This window comes from Providencia sp. PROV076, assembly GCF_028483405.1.
Taxonomy (GTDB): domain Bacteria; phylum Pseudomonadota; class Gammaproteobacteria; order Enterobacterales; family Enterobacteriaceae; genus Providencia; species Providencia huaxiensis.
Genome location: NZ_JAMPRR010000008.1, coordinates 107,553 through 126,576, shown reverse-complemented (window position 1 = coordinate 126,576; position 19,024 = coordinate 107,553). Strand labels below are relative to the sequence as shown.

At 42.7% G+C, this 19,024-nt stretch carries 18 protein-coding genes and 1 pseudogene; 7 read left to right on the top strand and 12 right to left on the bottom strand.

What is annotated here, in order from left to right:
- Nucleotides 1-3: 3 nt before the first annotated feature.
- Nucleotides 4-903, bottom strand: a complete 900-nt coding sequence (locus PSF67_RS07045; RefSeq protein WP_272676688.1) for a DNA-3-methyladenine glycosylase family protein — start codon at nucleotides 901-903, stop codon at nucleotides 4-6.
- A 160-nt stretch (nucleotides 904-1,063) separates the two neighbouring features.
- Here PSF67_RS07045 and PSF67_RS07040 point away from each other — a divergent pair, with 160 nt between their 5' ends.
- Genes PSF67_RS07040 through PSF67_RS07030 form a run of 3 tightly spaced genes read left to right on the top strand, consistent with a single transcriptional unit; the run spans nucleotide 1,064 to nucleotide 2,513 of the window.
- Nucleotides 1,064-1,576: a DUF2569 domain-containing protein gene (locus PSF67_RS07040; protein ID WP_102138806.1), complete on the top strand. Its 513-nt coding sequence runs from the start codon at nucleotides 1,064-1,066 to the stop codon at nucleotides 1,574-1,576.
- A gap of 40 nt (nucleotides 1,577-1,616) precedes the next feature.
- Nucleotides 1,617-1,970: a DUF488 domain-containing protein gene (locus PSF67_RS07035; protein WP_166266226.1), complete on the top strand. Its 354-nt coding sequence runs from the start codon at nucleotides 1,617-1,619 to the stop codon at nucleotides 1,968-1,970.
- Nucleotides 1,971-1,988: 18 nt separating this feature from the next.
- Nucleotides 1,989-2,513: a DUF2569 family protein gene (locus PSF67_RS07030; RefSeq protein ID WP_272676687.1), complete on the top strand. Its 525-nt coding sequence runs from the start codon at nucleotides 1,989-1,991 to the stop codon at nucleotides 2,511-2,513.
- 42 nt (nucleotides 2,514-2,555) lie between these two features.
- Here the strand turns inward: PSF67_RS07030 and PSF67_RS07025 are convergent.
- The 7 genes and pseudogenes from PSF67_RS07025 to PSF67_RS06995 all read right to left on the bottom strand — a co-directional run bounded on the left by PSF67_RS07025 (nucleotide 2,556) and on the right by PSF67_RS06995 (nucleotide 9,667).
- Nucleotides 2,556-4,126 (bottom strand): annotated as a pseudogene (locus tag PSF67_RS07025) (ATP-binding cassette domain-containing protein).
- A gap of 357 nt (nucleotides 4,127-4,483) precedes the next feature.
- Nucleotides 4,484-5,989 carry a glycerol-3-phosphate dehydrogenase gene (glpD, locus tag PSF67_RS07020; protein ID WP_102138808.1) on the bottom strand — a complete coding sequence of 502 codons (1,506 nt, stop codon included), beginning with the start codon at nucleotides 5,987-5,989 and terminating at the stop codon, nucleotides 4,484-4,486.
- Between the two features lie 290 nt (nucleotides 5,990-6,279).
- Complete coding sequence (locus PSF67_RS07015; RefSeq protein ID WP_004262881.1) at nucleotides 6,280-7,038, bottom strand: DeoR/GlpR family transcriptional regulator; 759 nt, start codon at nucleotides 7,036-7,038, stop codon at nucleotides 6,280-6,282.
- Between the two features lie 28 nt (nucleotides 7,039-7,066).
- Nucleotides 7,067-7,912 carry a rhomboid family intramembrane serine protease GlpG gene (gene glpG, locus PSF67_RS07010; RefSeq protein WP_102138809.1) on the bottom strand — a complete coding sequence of 282 codons (846 nt, stop codon included), beginning with the start codon at nucleotides 7,910-7,912 and terminating at the stop codon, nucleotides 7,067-7,069.
- 16 nt (nucleotides 7,913-7,928) lie between these two features.
- A complete protein-coding gene (gene glpE, locus PSF67_RS07005) occupies nucleotides 7,929-8,252 on the bottom strand; it encodes a thiosulfate sulfurtransferase GlpE (RefSeq protein WP_004262879.1) in 324 nt (107 codons plus the stop codon).
- A gap of 89 nt (nucleotides 8,253-8,341) precedes the next feature.
- Nucleotides 8,342-8,920 (bottom strand): Fe-S biogenesis protein NfuA, encoded by a 579-nt coding sequence (gene nfuA / locus PSF67_RS07000; protein WP_004266130.1) that lies wholly within the window; start codon nucleotides 8,918-8,920, stop codon nucleotides 8,342-8,344.
- A 63-nt stretch (nucleotides 8,921-8,983) separates the two neighbouring features.
- Nucleotides 8,984-9,667, bottom strand: coding sequence for a DNA utilization protein GntX (locus PSF67_RS06995; RefSeq protein ID WP_166266030.1), 684 nt, complete (start codon nucleotides 9,665-9,667; stop codon nucleotides 8,984-8,986).
- Between the two features lie 54 nt (nucleotides 9,668-9,721).
- On the opposite strand from PSF67_RS06995, the gene bioH reads away from it, so the two are divergent.
- Entirely contained in the window at nucleotides 9,722-10,501 is a 780-nt protein-coding gene (gene bioH, locus PSF67_RS06990; protein WP_102138811.1) for a pimeloyl-ACP methyl ester esterase BioH, read from the top strand.
- Between the two features lie 48 nt (nucleotides 10,502-10,549).
- Here bioH and PSF67_RS06985 read toward each other — a convergent pair whose 3' ends face one another.
- From PSF67_RS06985 to PSF67_RS06970, 4 genes are all read right to left on the bottom strand, one after another.
- Nucleotides 10,550-10,783 (bottom strand): FeoC-like transcriptional regulator, encoded by a 234-nt coding sequence (locus PSF67_RS06985; protein WP_102138812.1) that lies wholly within the window; start codon nucleotides 10,781-10,783, stop codon nucleotides 10,550-10,552.
- Between the two features lie 11 nt (nucleotides 10,784-10,794).
- On the bottom strand, nucleotides 10,795-13,113 hold the full coding sequence (feoB, locus tag PSF67_RS06980; protein ID WP_272676686.1) for a Fe(2+) transporter permease subunit FeoB: 2,319 nt from the start codon (nucleotides 13,111-13,113) through the stop codon (nucleotides 10,795-10,797).
- Between the two features lie 30 nt (nucleotides 13,114-13,143).
- Entirely contained in the window at nucleotides 13,144-13,374 is a 231-nt protein-coding gene (gene feoA, locus PSF67_RS06975; RefSeq protein WP_004262866.1) for a ferrous iron transporter A, read from the bottom strand.
- Between the two features lie 341 nt (nucleotides 13,375-13,715).
- On the bottom strand, nucleotides 13,716-16,046 hold the full coding sequence (locus tag PSF67_RS06970; RefSeq protein ID WP_239978516.1) for a Tex family protein: 2,331 nt from the start codon (nucleotides 16,044-16,046) through the stop codon (nucleotides 13,716-13,718).
- Between the two features lie 183 nt (nucleotides 16,047-16,229).
- On the opposite strand from PSF67_RS06970, the gene greB reads away from it, so the two are divergent.
- The 3 genes from greB (at nucleotide 16,230) to envZ (ending at nucleotide 18,879) form a co-directional block, all read left to right on the top strand.
- A complete protein-coding gene (greB, locus tag PSF67_RS06965; protein ID WP_102138815.1) occupies nucleotides 16,230-16,715 on the top strand; it encodes a transcription elongation factor GreB in 486 nt (161 codons plus the stop codon).
- Nucleotides 16,716-16,831: 116 nt separating this feature from the next.
- A complete protein-coding gene (gene ompR, locus PSF67_RS06960; RefSeq protein WP_004266122.1) occupies nucleotides 16,832-17,551 on the top strand; it encodes an osmolarity response regulator transcription factor OmpR in 720 nt (239 codons plus the stop codon).
- Nucleotides 17,548-18,879 (top strand): two-component system sensor histidine kinase EnvZ, encoded by a 1,332-nt coding sequence (gene envZ / locus PSF67_RS06955; protein WP_102138816.1) that lies wholly within the window; start codon nucleotides 17,548-17,550, stop codon nucleotides 18,877-18,879. The genes ompR and envZ overlap by 4 nt, the downstream gene beginning before the upstream one ends.
- Nucleotides 18,880-19,024 lie beyond the last annotated feature (145 nt).

Below are 19,024 nucleotides of genomic sequence, written 5' to 3'. Positions count from 1 at the left end.
TAATCAATACCCTGCGGCTGATTGGCTACGCCATAAATGAGCGGCAACCAGCGCACGCCATGGGGAGAATTGCGCTAACCATTTTTCTGTTTCTTTGGCGTTGGGTTGTTCTGGTTTATCGAGCAATGTTTGCAAATTACGCCTTACCACAACATCTCCATGTAAAGAGCCATCTAAGTAGTTGAATCCTCTGAGTAAAGCATAGCTCACAGTCCAAGGGCCAATTCCTTTGATTTTTAATAATTGTTCAGTTATTTGATTCGCATTGGAGTGAGTGACATGCTGTGATAAATCAATTTGTTGATTTTCGATGGCTTCACAAAGGGCTCTGAGGGCGGTAATTTTCCCCTTCGAAAAACCCGTTTGGCGTAGCGTTTCGTCATCAACTGATTTGACCTGTGGTGTATCGGGAAAACACCAAATACCCGAAGTGTGTTGGATCCCCACGGCTTGGATAAATCGTCGACGAATGGCAATAGCTGCGTGAACACTGATTTGTTGGCCAATAATAGCCCAAACTAATGCTTCAAATGCACTGGCAGATTGATAAATTCGTAATCCTCTTTGTTTTTCAATGAGCTGGCCCAGTGTTGGGTTTTCACAGTAGTGTTTTTCGAACTCATCAATATTCTGTTTCAAGCCAAGTACATGCTGTGCCAACGTTAACAGGTCTTGTTCATTGACAATGACAGATGGGGGATCAATTTCTAATGAAATTATTGCTTGTTGTTTTTTTAGCTCTAATGTCATTTTTGTGGCATGTTGTTGCCATATTATGCCTTTGTGTAATGTATTTTCTTCCACTATTTCCGCAACATTGTGTTGATCTCTTAAATGAAAGGCAAAAAAATCACCATAGAGGTAATTGGTAGGGAGTGGTAACTGTGCGGTAAATATTTGCATAATGATGGCCTTGTCAGATTGTTCTTTATTAGCAATATAATTGTGAATTAGCGCATTTAGTTACTCATTTTTTGTTGAGTAGGTATGCTATCTTATATAGGGTTATTTATTTTGTATTGATATTATTTGTCTGTTTAATAAGGATAATAAGGAAGTGTAAATGAAAACTGAAGGTCACAGTTCATCTCATGGCACTTCGGTACCATCACCACAACCAAGGAAAGAATTAAAAGGTATTGGTGGATGGCTTATTTTACCCATGTTAGGGATAATATTGTCCTTGATTATTTTGCCTTTTTCGATTTATGGGCAAAATGCTCAAGTGATTGAATATTGGGTTGAATTAACAGATCCACAATCAAGTTCATTTATTCCATTATTTAAAGAGCTAATCTACTTTGAGGTTTTAGGTAATGTTATTTTATACGCCACCTTACTTTTCCTCAGTTATGTTTTTTTTACAACGAAAAAGCTCACAATTAAAATTTATATTTTTTTCCAGATCTTTTCTTTAGTTTTGACGGTTACGGATATTATACTCGCAAGTATTTTATTGGATTTAGAGGTCGAAGCCTCCGATATCAAAGATATTTTTCGGGCTCTAATTGCTTGTGCCATTTGGATACCATATTTTTTAGTTTCAAAGCGTGTTAAAAATACCTTTGTAAATTAATAAATAAAATTATGCGGTTTACTTATTGGGTAGGTAAATGATGATTAAATGCAAACGAGTTTATGACCCTGTTGACGATAACGACGGTTATCGCGTGCTTATTGATAGACTGTGGCCAAGAGGAATAAAAAAAACAGATTTACAACACGACGCTTGGAATAAAGACGTTGCACCTTCCAATGAGCTACGAAAATGGTTTCATCAGAACACCGATCAGTTTGCACAATTTATCGAGCGATATCAGCAGGAACTTAATAACACAACAGCTTGGCAGGTATTGGTTTCACAAGCAAAGCAAGGTGACTTAACACTGTTATACAGTGCTAAAAATACAGAACATAATCAAGCAATTGTACTCAAGGCATTTCTTGAAGAAAAAATGCAAAGTAAATAGTAAATAAAGGTTATTTGAATGGATATTCAGCAATCAGCCACGCAAGCAGAGCCCGCAATAATATCACCAGTGGCTCACCCGGTAGTTAAAAAGCCGTTACAGGGGATCAGTGGATGGTTAATTTTACCGGTTATTGGTCTGTTTTATATGCTGTACAAAACCGTCATGATGTTATTGCAAGAAATTTCACAAGTACAAACAGCATGGTCATTGGCAACTCATGCAGATTCTGATTTTTATATTCCAGGCTTTGCGACAGGTTTTTACTTCTTACAAATAGGTTATGGTGTTCTAATTGCCCTATTTCTTTGGACATTTATCGCTGCGGTTAAATGGAAAAAACAGGCGAAGTGGCTGTTTATCACCACCATGGTGTTATTTACGTTAATGGTATTGGTTGCTCGTTTTATATTCCCATATATATTTGGTTTGGAAATCAATCACTCAAATATTATTACCGCTATAAATGGCAGCTTTTATTGCGTGTTATGGATCCCCTACTTTTTAGCTTCTCATCGCGTCAAAAATACATTTATCCATTAAAGTATACGGCCACTCCTATTTTGGCAGTGGCCTAACGTACGGTTATTTATCAGAAAGATTTAGCGTATGGGTTATATTGCAGTTTGCAATAAAGGCTTCATCGTGAGAAACCAGCAAGAGTGTTCCTTGGTAATCCTGCAATAGCGCTTCAAGTAGTTGTTTTGAATCCAAGTCTAAATGGTTATCCGGTTCATCGAGTAATAAAATAGCGGGTGGGCTCGGGCTATGTGTGAGCGCCAATAGTGTTGCTTTTAGTTGCTCCCCACCACTGAGCTGCTGTAGTGGCAGTAATGATTTATCTCCTCGTATTCGTAACATACCTAATTGCGTGCGCCACTGTTCTACTGTAAACAAGGGTTGATATTGATGAAGGGCTTCAGCAACAGGTAATGTTTTATCGAGTAAGTTGAGGTGTTGGTCTAAATAGCAAAACTCCCCACTGAGGCGGCACTCTCCTGAATCTGATGGCAACAGGCCAGCAAGAACCTTAAGTAGGGTTGATTTCCCACAACCATTACGCCCTTGAATATGCCAATGCTCCCCACTGTATATGGTGAATGAAAGAGGTGACGAATAACCGTAAGGCAAACGCAAGTCAGAAGCAAAAATGGTGACTTTATTACCTTCATTTTGATAGTTAATTGTCATTTTTTGTGGCTTGATATGGCGGGCTTTCTCTTGGTTTTCCTGTTGTTGATTTTGTAGGTTATCCATAACCCGTTGGTGCCGCTCTGCGACGTTTGATTGCCTTTTCTCTGCCCGGTTTTTTGCATATCAAGCAGTAATAAGGATTGCGACCCACCATAGCGAATTTTCTCTCCCTGTTTCTTGCGTTGGGCGGCTTTTTGTAATGTGGCTTGTTGCTGTTTTTTCTCTTGATGTATACGTTTTTCTAAGCGCTCACTTTGTGCATCGATTGCAGCGATTTCCGCGGTTTTTTGGGTATCGTATAACGCATAATTCCCCCCATACTCGTGTAACCCTTTTTCCGTTAATTCAAAAATAGCATCCATTTCGCCTAACAGGGTTCTGTTGTGAGAAATAACGAGACAACCAGCTCGGTGCTCTGTGAGTTTCTGGCTAAGCCATTGCCGACTTTGTGTATCTAAATGGTTATCCGGTTCATCAAGTAGCAAAAAGTGGTCTTGATGAAGAAATGCACGGCAAAGGGCTAGGCGAGTACGTTCACCTCCACTTAAATGGGCAATGGGGGCTTCCATTGAGATAGAGAGCCCTGCAGAGTCCAATAAACTTTGCCATTGGGAAGGTAAATGCCATTTATCTTCTGTGAGCTCAAAATCTGCCAAAGAACCATTTCCTGCCTCAATGCGTAAGAATGCGTGATAAAGCTCAGATATACCTAAAGCATCGACAAGCGTTTCTCCCGCTAGTCGCGTTAATTGCTCGACATAGATAAAGGGGCGGTTCCAATGTACATTTCCTTGCGTAGGGGATAATTGGCTAGCAAGAATACGCATCAAGACGGATTTTCCTTTGCCATTATGGCCAATTAGGGCATTTTTTTGGCATGACAACGTCCCACTTAGCGGTGAAAAAAGAGCGGTTTGGTTAAATTCAATATTGAGCTGTGAAAAGTGACAAACAATCGTCATATGCACCTCCAAAATAATGAGGACAGACAACGTCGTTGACTTATCAAGAAGCGTCGATGAAAGCGGTTGCCTGCCAGGAACAGAAAAATGAATACCAAAAGGGTATTGGAAAATATTTTCTGGCAGTGCTTAGTTCATCGTGAGGCGTACCTGCGAAGTTGGGTGAGAGATAAATTCGCATACATTATAAACAGGTCAAATTGATTTGTGCAACTTATCGTGATTGGGTTTTTTCTGAAAGTCGTACTAATTATTTAAAAATAGAAAAAACGATTTAAAAATAGAAAAAGCCAGTCAACAACTGCGACTGGCTTTTTCCATTAACAACGAGATTTTATAACAACGAGATTTTTACGATTATGCAGAGGTATTCTCTGACAACCCATTTTTTGCTAACCAATGAGCAATGCGCTGTTTTTCTTCTTCATTCAGCCACATACCCAATTTAGTGCGACGCCAAATAGCATCATCCAACTCTGTTACCCACTCATGTTTGACTAAGTAACGTAATTCCGCTTCATAGACATTCGCAGAGAATGCTTCACCAAGGTCACTGAGTGAATTCGCGCCTTCAAGGATCAATTTACTGTTGCTACCGTAAGTTCTAGCAAAACGTAGCGCTAAGCCTTCAGGAAGCCATTGATAATGTTGACGTAATACACGTGCATAACCATCACGGTCACAACCTTCGATATCACCACCTGGTAACTGACCATTTTTAGTCCATGGACTACCTGCATTTGGATAGTAAGTGGCTAATTTATTTACAGCAGCTTCCGCTAACTTACGATAAGTTGTTAATTTACCACCAAATACCGACAACAATGGTGCTTGGCCTTGCTCATCGTGAATATCCAATGTGTAATCACGAGTAATAGCTTGTGGTGAGTCTGACTCATCGTCGCACAGTGGGCGAACACCTGAGTAGTCCCAAACAATATCACTCACGGTTAACTGTTTTTTGAAGTGGTCGTTATACACTTTCAGTAAATAGTTAACTTCGTTCTCATCAATTTTGACGTCTTTCGGGTCACCTTTATATTCTACGTCAGTGGTGCCGATGATAGAAAATTCATCCATCCACGGGATAACAAATACAATACGGTTATCTTCATTTTGTAAGATATACGCTTGTGGTTCATCATGTGCACGTGGAACGACAATGTGGCTACCTTTGATCAGGCGAATACCGTAAGGTGATTTTAATTTCAGGCCATCATCAAAGAACTCTTTTACCCAAGGCCCAGTGGCATTAACCAGCCCTTTCGCTTTCCATGTATGGGTTTCACCCGTACGTAAGTCTTGAGCTTCAACAACCCATAAGCCATTTTCACGGTAAGCGCGAGTCACTTTTGTGCGAGTGCGAACTTCACCATTCTTACGTACCACTTCTTGAGCGTTTAACACAACTAAACGCGCATCATCAACCCAACAGTCAGAATATTCAAAACCTTTCGTTAATTCAGGTTTGAGTACGGAATTTTGGTTGAATTTCAGCCCTTTACTGCTTGGTAAGCTCACTCGTTTGCCTAAATGGTCATATAAGAACAGGCCAATACGGATCATCCAAGCTGGACGTAAATGAGGCTGATGCGGTAAGCGGAAGCGCATTGGGAAGGCAATATGTGGCGCTAATCGTAATAGCACTTCACGTTCAGCCAATGCTTCGCTCACTAATCTAAATTCATAATGTTCTAAGTAACGTAAGCCACCATGAATGAGTTTAGAACTCGCAGATGAAGTGGCACTTGCTAAGTCTTGAGCTTCGAGCAGTAATACCGATAATCCACGACCTGCAGCATCTGCTGCAATTCCAGCGCCGTTGATCCCGCCGCCGATGACAATCAAGTCTTTAGTTTCCATGCATCCCCCTGAGATGTTCGAAACACTTTCAATAATGTTCGTTTTCGCTCATTTGATTGTAGTCAAAATAGATAGTGATGCCAACTATTATTAATGAAAAAAATAACAACTGCGTGATATTGGTAACAATTTTTTTTCAATACCCACACATAAAATATTGTTATTCACAATGGAAAAAAGAGAATTTCGCGCGAAAAAGAAAAAATGATGGTAAGGCTGAGGGCTAAAATAGGGGGATAGCAAGAAGCATGATGGCAGTGAGGACTACCATCATGAGAATAACTATTTGATTAACAAAGCTCTAATTGAACATTATGTTGCTCAATGACTTTGAGAATACTATCTGGTGGCTGTTTGTCAGTAAATAAGTAGTCAATCAGGTTCATATTGCCCAAGTTAACCATCGCGTTACGACCAAATTTAGAATGGTCGGTGACAAGCATGACACAGCGTGAGTTTTCAATAATTGCGCGTTTGGTACGAACTTCGTGGTAATCGAACTCAAGTAATGAGCCATCCATATCAATACCACTGATACCTAAAATGCCGTAATCTAATCTAAATTGGGAAATAAAATCGAGGGTCGCTTCACCGACAATACCGCCATCCCGTGAGCGTACTTCACCACCGGCTAAAATGAGGCGAAAGTCTTCTTTTGGCATCAGCAACGTGGCGACGTTGAGGTTATTGGTCACCACACGTAGGTTTTTGTGATTAACCAATGCATGGGCAACGGCTTCGGGTGTGGTACCAATGTCTATAAACAGTGTTGCACCATCAGGGATCTGGCTTGCAACATGCTGTGCGATACGCGCTTTTTCATCTGACCACATGATTTTACGGTCATTATAGGCCGCATTTACAGAACTTGAAGGCAGTGCTGCGCCACCGTGGTGCCGCTGAATTTTATTTTGTTCAGCGAGATCATTGAGGTCTCGACGGATTGTTTGAGGGCTAACCTCAAAGTGTTCGACGAGTTCTTCAGTACTGACATATCCCTGAAGACGCACAAGCTCAACTATTGCATCATGTCTCTGGGTTTGTTTCACAGCGTTAGCCTCTAATTATTAAAATGTTTTATCTGGAGCTCTGGTGTTTAAAACTGTGTCTATTATCCCATACTCCCATTAATAAGCCGATAATTAACCCTGAAGTATGTGCGGCATTGGCGATATGCATGCCTAAAACATCGAAGTAACCGAAAAAAAGCCAGATAATGGAGAAAATCATTAACCCTCGAGGAACGCTAACGCCACTTTCTGGCCGACGTTCACCCGTTAACCACACATAGCTGACAAGGGCATAGACGACACCGGATAAGCCGCCAAAGTTGTTTTCACTAAATAGCGATTGCCCCCAGTTACTAAATAGCGCAGAGACCAGTAAGATAGTGAATAACTTGCCCGTCCCGAGTTTTCGCTCAACTTGCCCAGCGAGAAACCACCATAGTGCAAGATTGAAACCAATGTGTGATAGCGAAAAGTGCACCAATGCAGGACTAAACCAACGCCAAAGTTCCGTTTGTTGGTCGCCAATAGGCCATGCCAAATAACGTAGAACTTCTCGAGCATCGGTCATTTCTACCCAAAGATATACAACAATCGACAATAAAATAACAGCGATAGTTAAAGGGCCAGATTGCTCTTTAAGATAACCCCAAGTTAGATAATTGCGATATTGAAATTGAGTATCTGCGCTTCCTGTGTGCCAACTGGCTTCTAAGTAGCGAGGGTGATTTGGGTCTTGTAGAAAAATATCTAATTCTTTTTGGACTTGAGGTTGAAGCTGCTCATCTTCTAGCCAAAGCTCAAAGACGGCTTGTTCTTGTGATGGCTTTATTTTTAGGTGAATATTTTTGCTCGCCATATAGTCAACAAAAGCTTGCGCCATTCTGGGATTAGCAAAGGAGGTGATGTGGATCATGAATGCGTTTTCTCATCTAGAGAGCCGTAACGGCTTGTGGATATTCCCTTAACCAAGCTTCAAATCCACCATTGATGCTATATACAGATTCAAAGCCAATGTTGATCAGATACTGTGCAGCACCTTGGCTACTGTGCCCATGGTAACACATCACCATAACAGGTTGTTCGTAATCCGTTTGTTCTAGAAATTGGCTCAGTGACTCATTGGTGAGGTGATAGGCCCCACTCGCATGGCCTGCACGAAAACTTTGTGGGTCTCGCACATCTACCAGTATGGCGGTGCCGTCTAACCAATGTTGGTAGGCTTGCTCTGGTGTTAATGTTTCAAAATGGTCCATAAAATACCGAATACAGTAGGTAACAACCCATAAAAGGTTAAATGATAGGCACCCGTAAAGAACCGAGTGCCAAATATTCGTGGTATTGATTAATAGAAAGAGTGCTCGCCACGTTGGTGCTCGGTCAGGTCTTTAACGCCTTTTAGCTCACCTTCAAACATTTTGAGAAGTTCTTTCTCGATACCTTCTTTAAGGGTGACATCGACCATTGAACAGCCGTTACAGCCGCCACCAAATTGCAAAATTGCAAAGCCTTCGTCGGTGATTTCCATCAGGGAAACACGGCCACCGTGGCTGGCAAGTTGTGGGTTAATTTGTGACTGTAAAACATACTCAACACGCTCAATTAATGGTGCGTCATCAGAGACTTTACGCATTTTGGCGTTTGGTGCTTTTAACGTCAGTTGTGAGCCGAGTTGGTCGGTGACGAAGTCAATTTCGGCATCATCCAAGAATGGGGCGCTAATTTCATCAACATAAGCAGATAATTTCTCGAACTTTAGTTCTTTATCTGTGGCTTCAACGGCACCCGGAGGGCAGTACGACACACCGCATTCGGCGGTTGGCGTGCCTGGGTTGATAACAAAAACACGGATTTGAGTTCCTGGCTCTTGATTTTCCAACAACTTGGCAAAATGAGCCTGTGCTGCTTCAGTAATATTAATCATAATCATTTGCTCAATAATAGTTGACTGCTTTAGTTGGTTATAATACGCCCATTTACCCCTTTCCTACAAGGTGCGACACAGTGACCATGCATCAACAGTATGCGCTCCCGCACAAATCAACAATTGTGCTGCGCTATTCATGGTAGAGCCTGTTGTAATAACATCATCAATAACAGCAACATGTAGGTTTGAAACAGAGTCGTTTAAGGTAAATGCTCCCTTTAGGTTGTTTCGGCGATACTCACGTTTTAGTGTAGTCTGTGCCAGTGTAGCACGACTACGCGATAATGAATTTTGCGAATAGGGGATATTTAACCATCTGGACAAATTTTCGCCTATTAATGCCATGTGGTCAAATCCTCTCCACCATAGACGGCGACGATGCAGTGGAATGGTGATGATTAAGTCCGGTTTTTGCCATTGTTGTTGGCGATAACCTGTGAGCCAAAATAATGCAAAGATACGTGCTAAAGTAAAAGCAAGCTGAGGTTGTTTTTGAAATTTAAAACGATGAATTAACATGCGTAAAGCGGCTTGGTAGGGGGTTACAGTGATAATTCTCTGCCATGGGGGTGGGCTCTTTAGGCAGCGTCCGCATTCCATGGTCGGCTGTTCACAGGGTAAAGCACAACGTAAACAGCAAGTTGGCATTTTAGGCAGTCCTTTGAGGCAAAAACTACAAACGCCCTGATGAGGTAACTTTAGTGATTGATGGCATAGCCAGCAGCCCCCTTCCATTGTTAGCATAGTAGCGTCCCGTTAAAACGAATTGACAAATAAATGAATGAAGAGAGTGTAACGATGGCAAAGTTATATTGGCAGACCGTTGGTGAAGGTAAACAAGATCTTGTGTTGCTGCACGGATGGGGGCTGAATGCCCAAGTCTGGCAAACAATTATTCCGCGAATCGCTTCGCACTTTCGGGTTCATTTGGTTGACCTGCCGGGCTATGGGCGTAGCCAAGGTTTTTCCCCCATGAATATTCAATCGATGGCGAATATTTTGTGGGAACAAGCACCTAAAAACGCGATTTGGCTTGGTTGGTCACTTGGCGGGCTAGTTGCAAGCCGTATCGCGCTTGACCATCCTTATGAAGTTAAAGGGCTCATTACGGTTGCTTCCTCTCCGTGTTTTAAAGCCGAAGAAAACGGTTGGGCAGGGATCCGGCCAGAGGTTTTATTAGGTTTCGAGCAGCAACTTTCGGCTGATTTTCATCGCACAGTCGAGCGTTTTTTAGCATTGCAGACATTAGGGACAGAAAGCGCCAGAAACGACGCAAAAACCTTGAAATCTGTGGTACTCGAACAGCCTATTCCAACGGTTGAAACGTTAAATGCAGGGCTTGAATCATTGCGCACCGAAGATTTGCGCGAGGAATTAAAGCTGTTACCTATTCCTTTCTTGCGTATTTATGGTTATCTCGATGGCTTGGTACCGCGCAAAATAGTGCCAATTTTAGATGAACTTTACCCTAATTCGCCATCTGTCATTGTTCGAAATAGTGCTCACGCACCATTTATTTCTCATCCTGATGAGTTTTGCGAATACCTGTTGGATTTTCAAAGTCGTATCGAGGAATAAATAAAAAAATCAGCCTAATTCGAGGCTGATTTTTTTGTGGTGTGCCTATTATTTGATTTTATATACAAAATGAGTGCAATCAGTGCTTTCAGGGCAGCCTTTACAGCTACTGCCTGTTAAACAAGCACTGATATCAACTTGTTCAATTTTCTCTAAGCTAACGAGTTTCTCAACCATCGCTTGAATTAATGGAGCCGGTGTATTTAGCTGCTCACTGAGTAGCGCGATGTCAGCTTGCCCATATAAGGCGATTAAATCTCTTATTTGCAGCAAACTAGTCATCGTTTTATTCCTTAGTGGCAAGCATCATTTGAACAGCCAGAACATTGCTCTGCGGTTCTGTTCTTGATGTTCAGGGTTACGCGGCTACGCATGCGACGTAAGAATATGAACAAGGCAAGGTTGAACAGAACAACCGCGGCTATAGTAATCAAGCTGCTTTGTGGGTGTTCGCTAAATGTGGCAACTTGGTAAAACAGAGCCGCAAGGCTATAAGCCACATTTAAGCCCCACAGAATGGAGAAGCTCATCCAACTTTTATTGGTTTCACGTGCAATAGCACCCATTACTGAGACGCAAGGCACATACAGTAAGACGAAGATGAGGTAGCTATAGGCTGCAATTCCTGAACCAAATTTCGCTGCCATGGTACCCATTGAGCCGGATTCCATTTCTCCATCGCCTTTACTGGCTTCGATAGGGTTCGATAACGCGCTTAAGGTAAAGGTCTCTTTTAAGCTATCCCAAGTTTCAGAAACCGCATCTCCCAGTTCTTCCCATAAATTGAAAGATTCTGCATCGAACGGCTCAGAAGTAATGGCTTCAGCGGTATACAGGGTATTTAGTGTTCCCACTACCACTTCTTTGGCCATCGCCCCGGTAATCAACCCAACAGTTGCTTGCCAGTTATCTGCATGAACACCGATAGGCTGTAAAGCAGGGGTTATCACTTTACTGACAGAAGCCAGTGCGGAATCATTTATATTATCAACAGGTTTACCAGAGAAAGAGAAGCTATTTAATGCGCCAATAAAGATACTGGCAACGATGATGACTTTACCTGCACGTACCACGAAGCCTTTTAGGCGCTGCCATGTTTGAATCAGCAGTGTTTTGATATGTGGCACATGGTAAACCGGAAGTTCCATGATAAACGGAGAAGCTTCGCCACGCATTAGAGTATGTTTTAGTAGTAACCCAGTTAAGATAGCGACAACAATCCCTAAAATATAGAGTGAAAAGACCACGCTCGCCCCATTTTTGCCGAAGAAAGCGGCAGCAAAAACGGCGAAAATAGCCAATCTTGCACCACAAGACATAAATGGTGCCATTAAGACCGTAATTAGCCTTTCGCGCGGTGCGTCGAGCGTGCGTGCACCCATAATTGACGGTACGTTACAGCCAAAACCGACAATCAAAGGAACGAAAGATTTACCCGGTAAACCTAAGGCTTGCATGAGGCGGTCCATCACGAAAGCGGCTCGCGCCATATAGCCAGAATCTTCCAGTATTGAAAGAAACAGATACATCATCCCAATTTGTGGCACTAACGGTAAAACCGTGTTAATACCGCCACCAACACCTTGGGCAAGGAAAATAGTTAGCCAATCAGGGAAGCTAAAGTAGGCACCAACCCACTGAATACCATGAATAAATATCGCTTCTGACGCACCTTCAAAGAAGGGTTGTAAGGCGCCACCGATGTTGATGGCTAAAACGAACATCAAATACATCACAAACAAGAAAATAGGTACGCCGAGCCAACGGCTCAGAATAAATTTATCCAGTGATTGTGTTAGTCGATTTGGTTCAGCGGCACTATTGTTAATCGCAGCATTGCAAATGGTCGCAATAGATTGATAACGTGCGTCGGCAATGAGTAATTCAGGTTCTTCGTTTAAGCCTTCTTTCAGTGTTTGGCGTATCGCCAGCAATTGTCCTTCAGATATTTCTGCGCGTTGGCGGCTATATATGTCCCCTTCGAGGATCTGTAATGCTAACCAGCGGCGCTGCTGGTGGCTAAATTGTTGTGCTGAAATTTGTTCAGATAGTGAGTCTACAGCTTGCAATAACTGTGCTGGATATTCCACAAGGGCTTGCTGGCTATTTTGTGGATGTGTATCAATGGCTTTTTTCAGTTTATCGATACCGGTTGCTCGAGTTGAAACCATTGGGATCACAGGGCAGCCGAGCTGTTTTTCTAATTCAGCTATATTAATATCAATATGTTGGCTTTGAGCGATATCCAACATATTCAAGGCGACAATACATGGAACGCCTAACTCGACTAATTGCAATGTCAGGTAGAGGTTACGCTCTAAATTAGACGCATCGACAACATTAATGAGCATGTCTGCCTCACCACTTAAAATAAAGTAGCAGGCGATTTGTTCGTCAAGAGAGGTTTGCTCAGAAATAGTGGTCAGAGAATAGGTGCCGGGTAGGTCAACAAGTTCGATTTTGTGGTCATCTGTATGGAAGCGGCCCACTTTTCGTTCAACAGTGACCCCCGCCCAGTTACCGACCCGCTGCCTTGACCCTGTGAGCTGGTTGAATAAGGTCGTTTTGCCTGCATTGGGGTTACCAATTAAGCCGATCGTTAATCGTTTCATAGTGTTTGCCAATAATAAAAAAAGAAATACTTAAGCGGTGGTCGCTTCATCTAAGTTGAGTAGGGCAAGATCCTTTTTGCGTAGCACTAAGCTGACACGATGAGTTTCTATTTGAACAGGATCACCAAAAGGCGCTAAGCGCACCACTTTAAAGACAGAACCCGGAAGTAAACCAAGTGAGAGCAGTTTTTGTCGGTATGCAGGACTAATCTCTGGAGAGAAGCCAAGTATTTTGTAACTGCATTGAGGAAGTATTGCCATAGTGTCTTCCTAATCATTTAATTAATAATGATATCGATGACAATTGTTAAAGAGTGCAATTGCTCAGGTAATAAAGTCGCCAAACAAAAATAAATCTAATTAACAATGAGAATCATAATCATCCACCTTTTGTTATATTTAGCCTCTTTTTTCGTCAATTTGACTTGATATGGATCAACGAAGCATTGAGTTTACGGTGTTCCGCTAGCGAAATTAATGGTGGAGTCAGTGAAGGGGAGATGGCTGAATTATACCCAATATATTGTTTGAACTAATCAATCACAGCATTATTTATTGAAATGGGCATCACAATAGGTACATTGCGATGCCCATAAAGAAAGTTAACGTTTCTTACCGAATGCCGCGGCAAGGGCATCACTCATGGCGCTGTTACCTGAAGATGCGCTGTTTTGGCGTGAGTTACCTCTTGATTGAGGCGCCTTACGCGCATTTTTGTCCTGTTCAGGGGCTGCACGGCGAGGGGCGCTGTTAGAATCACCCGCTTGTTCATCTAAACGCATCGTTAACGCAATACGTTTGCGTGCAATATCCACATCTAACACTTTGACTTTCACAATGTCGCCCGCTTTTACTACCTTGTGTGGGTCTTCGACATAACTATTTGAAAGTGAAGAAATATGAACTAAACCGTCTTGGTGAACACCAATATCCACAAAAGCGCCGAAGTTGGTCACATTGGTGACTGCGCCTTCTAAGATCATGCCAGAAGTCAAGTCTTTCATGGTTTCTACACCTTCGGCAAAGGTGGCAGTTTTAAACTCAGGGCGTGGGTCACGACCCGGTTTTTCCAGTTCTTTAATGATATCGGTGACAGTTGGAACCCCGAATTGCTCAGTGGTAAAGTCACGTGGGCTCAAGGTATTAAGCACTTGTGAGTTGCCCATAATTTCTTTGAGTGGCTGGCGGACAGACTCAAGAATTTTTTCAACAATCGGGTAAGCTTCAGGGTGAACAGTAGAAGCATCTAACGGGTTTTCACCATTGGTGATACGCAAGAAGCCCGCACACTGTTCAAAGGCTTTTGGCCCAAGGCGTGCAACTTTGAGCAACTGTTTTCTATCACTAAATTGGCCATTCTGGTCGCGCCAATCCACCACGTTTTGCGCAATCATTTTGCTTAAACCGGCAACGCGAGTCAGTAAGGCAACGGAAGCGGTATTCAAGTCAACACCAACGGAGTTTACACAGTCTTCGACAACTGCATCGAGTTTACGCGCTAATTGTGTTTGGCTGACATCATGCTGATATTGGCCAACCCCAATGGATTTTGGGTCAATTTTCACTAATTCAGCCAGTGGGTCTTGTAGGCGACGAGCAATAGATACGGCACCACGTAAAGACACATCTAAGCTTGGGAATTCCAAAGCCGCAAGTTCAGAAGCGGAATAAACAGAAGCGCCAGCTTCGCTGACAATAACTTTCTGCGCAGTGACTTCAGGGTACTGTTTTTGGACTTCAGCAAAGAAACGTTCCGTTTCACGAGAAGCTGTACCGTTACCAATGGCCACTAATTCGACGTTATGTTTTTGGCAAAGTGCCGCAACGATGGTTGCCGATTTTGCGGCTTGTCCGGTATGTGGATAAATCGTATCCGTTGCAATTAATTTACCTGTTGCATCCACGACAGCAACTTTCACGCCAGTACGCAAGCCAGGGTCTAAGCCCATGGTGGCACGCATTCCCGCTGGAGCCGCCATCAGTAAGTCACTGAGGTTACGAGCAAAGACGTTAATAGCTTCCTCTTCAGCTTTTTCGCGCAGTGAGCTCATGACTTCTGTTTCTAAGTGCAGTAATACTTTGACACGCCATGTCCAGCTGATCACGGCTTTACGCCATTGGTCAGCAGGAGCATTATTTAAACGAATATCTAAATGGCGGGTGATAATTTCTTCGCAGTAACTTTCTTTTGGTGGTTCATCAAACTGAGGGTCGCAGTTTAATGAAAGCTGTAAAATCCCTTCGTTACGACCACGGAACATTGCAAGGGCTCGGTGAGAAGGAACCTGAGCAACGGGTTCGTGATGTTCAAAGTAGTCACTAAATTTTACCCCTTCTTCTTGCTTACCTTCAGCAACAACAGAAACAAGGTGGGCATTTTTCCAAATGTAGTCGCGAACTTTCGCTAAAAGAGCTGCATCTTCGGCGAAACGCTCCATAAGGATATAGCGAGCACCATCTAAAGCGGCTTTAACATCCGCCACACCTTTATCTGCATCGATATAGGTTTTTGCGAGTTCATCAGGTGACTGGCTTGGGTCATTCCACAGGGTATCCGCTAAAGGCTCGAGCCCTGCTTCAATAGCAATTTGCCCGCGGGTGCGACGTTTTGGTTTATAAGGAAGATACAGGTCTTCAAGCTCGGTTTTATTGAGCGTTGTGTTGATAGCGGAGGCAAGCTCTGGTGTCAATTTACCTTGTTCTTCTATCGACTTGAGGATGGTTTGCTTACGGTCATTCAATTCGCGCAAGTACCCTAAACGGCTTTCTAGCTGGCGAAGCTGAGTATCGTCCAACCCACCGGTAACCTCTTTACGGTAACGCGCAATAAACGGGACAGTATTTCCTTCATCTAATAGCGTGATGGCAGAAAAAACTTGTTTCGGCTGGGCTTGCAGTTCCGCTGCAATAATTTGGCTTAGAGTTTCATTCATGTCGAGTTTCAATACCTACTGTTTAAATACCTACTGGAAGAACAGTTAAAAATTTATTGCACTGTTATACTTGGTGGTAACGAGAATTTCCAGACTGAATTTGAGCCTATTGGTAGGAAAGTCTCAGATTATGTTCTATAAAATATTATAATTATGGGCTCCATTGGCTAATATTTGAAGGTTATGACTAAAAGTCTTTTAATTACACGTGAAGGTTGGGATGCGTTAGATAAAGAATTGAAATACCTGTGGAAGGATGAACGCCCTCGGGTAACTCAATCTGTTTCAGAGGCCGCAGCTCAAGGGGATCGCTCAGAAAATGCAGAATATATTTACGGCAAAAAAAGGTTGCGTGAAATTGATAGACGCATCCGTTTTTTATCTAAAAGGTTAGATCAGTTAAGGATTATCGAGCCTGATCCTCGCCAAGAAGGCCGTGTGTTTTTTGGCGCATGGGTTAAACTAGAAGATGAAAATGAAAATATCAGAATATTCCGTATCGTCGGTGCTGATGAATTCAACCCTACGAAACAATGGATTTCAATTGATTCTCCCGTAGCGCGAGCCTTGATAGGTAAACAGGTTGATGATGAAATAACAGTAAATACGCCGGGAGGGCAGGTGACTTATTTTGTATTAGAAATAAGCTACAAGCCACTAACCGTCTGAAGTGTAAAATGATTCATTAAATCCCATGTTAGTGGTAAATTAGTGAGCATTAATATTGTTTTACTTACATTCATTAAAAAAATAATTTGAAAGATGCACATCTTGAGGGCTACAAAATGCAGGAAAGTTATAAGGTTCTTGTCGTCGATGATGATATGCGTTTACGTGCGCTGCTGGAACGCTACCTCACTGAGCAGGGTTTTCAGGTAAGAAGTGCTGCAAACGCTGAACAGATGGACAGAATCCTGACGAGGGAATCTATTCACTTGATCGTCTTAGATTTAATGCTGCCGGGCGAAGATGGCTTATCAATTTGTCGTCGCTTACGTAGTCAAAATAACCCAATTCCAATTATTATGGTGACAGCGAAAGGCGAAGAAGTGGATCGTATCGTTGGCTTAGAAATCGGTGCGGACGACTATATTCCAAAACCTTTTAATCCACGGGAATTGCTAGCTCGTATTCGTGCGGTATTACGTCGTCAAGCTAATGAATTACCGGGCGCGCCATCTCAAGATGATGCGATAATTACCTTTGGTAAATTCAAATTAAATCTTGGGACGCGAGAAATGTTTCAAGGTGATGAAAATATGCCGTTAACTAGCGGTGAATTCGCGGTGTTAAAAGTATTGGTTTCTTATCCAAGGGAACCGTTGTCGCGTGACAAGCTAATGAGCTTAGCGCGAGGCCGTGAATACAGTGCGATGGAACGTTCTATTGATGTTCAGATCTCACGTTTGCGTCGCATGGTTGAAGAAGACCCAGCACATCCTCGTTATATTCAGACGGTTTGGGGATTGGGTTATGTGTTTGTTCCTGATGGAAGTAAAGCATGAAGCGACTGAGGTTCTCAAGGCGTAGTACATTTTCTCGCTCGTTATTTTTATTTGTAGCCTTACTGTTTGCGAGCCTCGTAACCAGCTATATGGTTGTGTTGAATTTTGTTGTGATGCCTAGCTTACAACAATTCAATAAGGTGCTGGCATACGAAGTAAGAACATTAATGACAGAGAAAATGGTCCTACAAGATGGAACCTCAGTGCGTGTATCTCCCGCGTTGCGTAAGAAAATCTACAATGAATTAGGGATCACCTTTTATGCACACTCAGCAGCGATGGAAGAAGGGCTGAATTGGGCAAAAGAGTATGATTTCCTAAGCGAACATATGTCGGAATATATTGGTGGCAAGGCAAGTGTTCACCTCGAATTAGGCCGAGAGTACCCCATTCTATGGTTAACGTCTTATCTTGCACCTGATATTTGGGTGCGAGTTCCACTGACTGAAATTGGGCAAAACCAGTTCTCCCTTGTTTTTCGCTATACATTAACGATTTTTCTCACCATTTTTGCGGGGGTATGGTTGTATATACGCTACCAAAACAAGCCATTACTTGAATTAGAATACCACGCCGGAGAAGTTGGTAAGGGGTTTGTCTTACCCCCAATGCAGGAAAAAGGTGCCACCGAGGTCAGGGCCGCTATTCGGTCTTTTAACCACATGGCAGCAGGAATTAAAACCTTAGAAAATGACCGAACTGTCTTAATGGCAGGGGTAAGCCATGACCTAAGAACCCCCTTAACCCGTATTCGTTTAGCAACAGAAATGATGAGCCCAGAAGATAGCTACCTGGCAGAATCCATTAATAAAGATATTGAAGAGTGTGATGCGATCATCGGCCAATTCATGTCTTACCTGAAAACGGGTCAAGAAATGGATATGGAATTCTGTGACCTTAACGCTATCTTGATGGAAGCAGTGAACTCAGAAAGTAACGTCGTAGGCGAAATTGAAACCGCACTTGAGCCTGGCTCAATGATTGTTAATGGTAACCCATTAGCAATTAAACGCGCGATTACCAATATGATTGTTAATGCCTACCGCTATGGTAATGGCTGGATCAAGGTCAGTAGTGGTAAAACGGAAGACTCAGTTTGGTTCCAAGTCGAAGATGACGGAGCAGGTATCAAAGAAGAAGATATTCATCGTCTGTTCCAGCCATTTGTGCAAGGTGAAAAAGCCCGTAGCAACAAAGGAACAGGGCTAGGACTGGCAATTATTCGCCGAATTGTTGATGCCCACGAAGGGAGTATTGAGATCCATAAGAGTGAGCGTGGTGGGTTTGCGATTAGGGCTCTTCTCCCTCTTAAAGAAAAAGAAGACTGATATCTCGTCATATTTCAAGCTGTAGGGGTGTTGCCTACACTCAACTACCCTAGTCACATACTTGTGTATGCTCCTAGGGATATCTTCGTTTGGCGCCTACCTACAACTTGAACTATTTAGAGCTATCTTTCTACTCTTCACACTT

What these genes read in the sequence shown, in the direction of transcription:
- greB (WP_102138815.1), top strand. Translation starts at nt 16,230, where the DNA reads ATGACTAAAAGTCTTTTAATTACACGTGAAGGTTGGGATGCGTTAGAT.
- glpD (WP_102138808.1), bottom strand. Translation starts at nt 5,989, where the DNA reads ATGGAAACTAAAGACTTGATTGTCATCGGCGGCGGGATCAACGGCGCT.
- PSF67_RS06970 (WP_239978516.1), bottom strand. Translation starts at nt 16,046, where the DNA reads ATGAATGAAACTCTAAGCCAAATTATTGCAGCGGAACTGCAAGCCCAG.
- bioH (WP_102138811.1), top strand. Translation starts at nt 9,722, where the DNA reads ATGGCAAAGTTATATTGGCAGACCGTTGGTGAAGGTAAACAAGATCTT.
- PSF67_RS06985 (WP_102138812.1), bottom strand. Translation starts at nt 10,783, where the DNA reads ATGACTAGTTTGCTGCAAATAAGAGATTTAATCGCCTTATATGGGCAA.
- PSF67_RS07045 (WP_272676688.1), bottom strand. Translation starts at nt 903, where the DNA reads ATGCAAATATTTACCGCACAGTTACCACTCCCTACCAATTACCTCTAT.
- PSF67_RS07030 (WP_272676687.1), top strand. Translation starts at nt 1,989, where the DNA reads ATGGATATTCAGCAATCAGCCACGCAAGCAGAGCCCGCAATAATATCA.
- glpG (WP_102138809.1), bottom strand. Translation starts at nt 7,912, where the DNA reads ATGATCCACATCACCTCCTTTGCTAATCCCAGAATGGCGCAAGCTTTT.
- glpE (WP_004262879.1), bottom strand. Translation starts at nt 8,252, where the DNA reads ATGGACCATTTTGAAACATTAACACCAGAGCAAGCCTACCAACATTGG.
- envZ (WP_102138816.1), top strand. Translation starts at nt 17,548, where the DNA reads ATGAAGCGACTGAGGTTCTCAAGGCGTAGTACATTTTCTCGCTCGTTA.
- feoB (WP_272676686.1), bottom strand. Translation starts at nt 13,113, where the DNA reads ATGAAACGATTAACGATCGGCTTAATTGGTAACCCCAATGCAGGCAAA.
- nfuA (WP_004266130.1), bottom strand. Translation starts at nt 8,920, where the DNA reads ATGATTAATATTACTGAAGCAGCACAGGCTCATTTTGCCAAGTTGTTG.
- PSF67_RS06995 (WP_166266030.1), bottom strand. Translation starts at nt 9,667, where the DNA reads ATGCTAACAATGGAAGGGGGCTGCTGGCTATGCCATCAATCACTAAAG.
- PSF67_RS07035 (WP_166266226.1), top strand. Translation starts at nt 1,617, where the DNA reads ATGATTAAATGCAAACGAGTTTATGACCCTGTTGACGATAACGACGGT.
- feoA (WP_004262866.1), bottom strand. Translation starts at nt 13,374, where the DNA reads ATGGCAATACTTCCTCAATGCAGTTACAAAATACTTGGCTTCTCTCCA.
- ompR (WP_004266122.1), top strand. Translation starts at nt 16,832, where the DNA reads ATGCAGGAAAGTTATAAGGTTCTTGTCGTCGATGATGATATGCGTTTA.
- PSF67_RS07040 (WP_102138806.1), top strand. Translation starts at nt 1,064, where the DNA reads ATGAAAACTGAAGGTCACAGTTCATCTCATGGCACTTCGGTACCATCA.